General features: G+C 66.5%; 2 protein-coding genes. Both read right to left on the bottom strand.

What is annotated here, in order from left to right; genetic code table 11:
- Positions 1-494 (bottom strand): efflux RND transporter permease subunit (locus ACFQX9_RS17480; protein ID WP_377789815.1); only part of this gene is annotated, 494 nt, incomplete at its 3' end.
- A partial coding sequence (locus ACFQX9_RS17475) for an efflux RND transporter periplasmic adaptor subunit (protein ID WP_377789813.1) occupies positions 491-1,507 on the bottom strand: 1,017 nt, incomplete at its 5' end. The genes ACFQX9_RS17480 and ACFQX9_RS17475, both read right to left, overlap by 4 nt.

Below are 1,507 nucleotides of genomic sequence, written 5' to 3'. Positions count from 1 at the left end.
GCGAACTTCAGATTCCAGTCCTGGATGGTGCGGGTATCGGCGAGGTTCAGTTCCTTCGATATGATCGCGTACTGGTAGACCCAGCCGACGCCGGTCGCGTCGGGGCCGATCGTGGGGCTCACGCCGGCAGGCAGGCGCGCGCTGGCGCCGTTGAGGAATTCCAGCACGCGCGAGCGCGCCCAGTAGATGTCGGTGCCGTCCTCGAAGATGACGTAGACGAAGGAGACGCCGAAGAAAGAGAAGCCGCGCACGACCTTCGATTTCGGCACGGTCAGCATCGCCGTCGTCAACGGATAGGTGACCTGGTCCTCGATCACCTGCGGCGCCTGGCCGGGGTACTCCGTGTAGACGATGACCTGGGTGTCCGAGAGATCCGGGATGGCATCGAGCGGCAGATGCAGCAGCGCGTACAGCCCCGCTGCGGCGGCGAAGCCGGTCCCGAACAGCACCAGCAGCAGGTTGCGGGCGGACCAGGCGATGAGACGCGCGATCATTGCTGCGCCCCCTCGGCAAAGCCCTTAAGCGCGGCCTTCAGGTTGCTTTCGGCATCGATCAGGAAGTTCGCCGAGACCACCACGGCGTCGCCGTCCGAGAGGCCCTGCCGAATTTCCACGAACCCGCCGCCCCGGTGGCCGAGCTGGACCTCGCGCGGCTCCAGCCGGCCCTGCCCCTTGTCGACGAAAACGGCCTGCCGGGCGCCGGTGTCCATCACGGCGCTGTCGGGCACCGTGAGGACCGCCTGCCCGCTGCCGGTGTCGATGTCGGCGTCGACGTACATGTCGTGCAGCAGGATCAGATCCGGATTCTGCAGCTCGATGCGCACCCGCGCCGTCCGGGTCTCCTTGTTGATGTCCGGGTAGATGACCTCGACCTTCCCCGTGAACTCCCGTCCTGGATAGCTTCGCGCCTTGACAGTGACCGGCTGGCCTTTGGCAATCATGCCGAGGTCGCGTTCGGCGACGTCGATCAGGGCCCACATGACCGAGTGGTCGGCGATCCGGAACAGGACGCCGCCAGGCTCGACGCGCATGCCCTCGATGGCATTGCGCTCCAGCACGATGCCGTCGCGCGGCGAAGTCCATCCGATCGACGTTGGCACGGTCCGGCTCTTCTCGATGGCCGAGATCGCAGCATCGGGCACGTCCAGGTTCATCAGGCGCTGGCGCGATCCACGGCCATACTGAACGTCGCCGCTGGTCGTCTTCGAGGTGATGGTGGTCAGGTACTCGGCCGCCGCGGAGGACACCGCGGGGCTGTAGACCTCCATCAGCGGCTGCCCCTTGATCACGTGAGATCCGGTCGTGACGTCGGCCACCTTCAGGATGAAGCTTTCCGCCCGCATGGCGACGACGGAGATCCGCCGCTCGTCGAGCGCGATCGTGCCCGGCGCTCTGACGACGGTCCGGATCACGCGCATCGCTGCGGGCTCCGACTTGACGCCGGTCCGCTGGATCTTGCCGGCCGAGAGTTTGATGGAGGCGTCGTCGCTGTCCTCGCCCTCATAGAC

Origin of the sequence: Bradyrhizobium sp. GCM10028915, assembly GCF_042666195.1 — a bacterium.
Taxonomy (GTDB): domain Bacteria; phylum Pseudomonadota; class Alphaproteobacteria; order Rhizobiales; family Xanthobacteraceae; genus Bradyrhizobium; species Bradyrhizobium canariense_D.
This window is presented reverse-complemented; position numbering and strand designations above follow the sequence as displayed.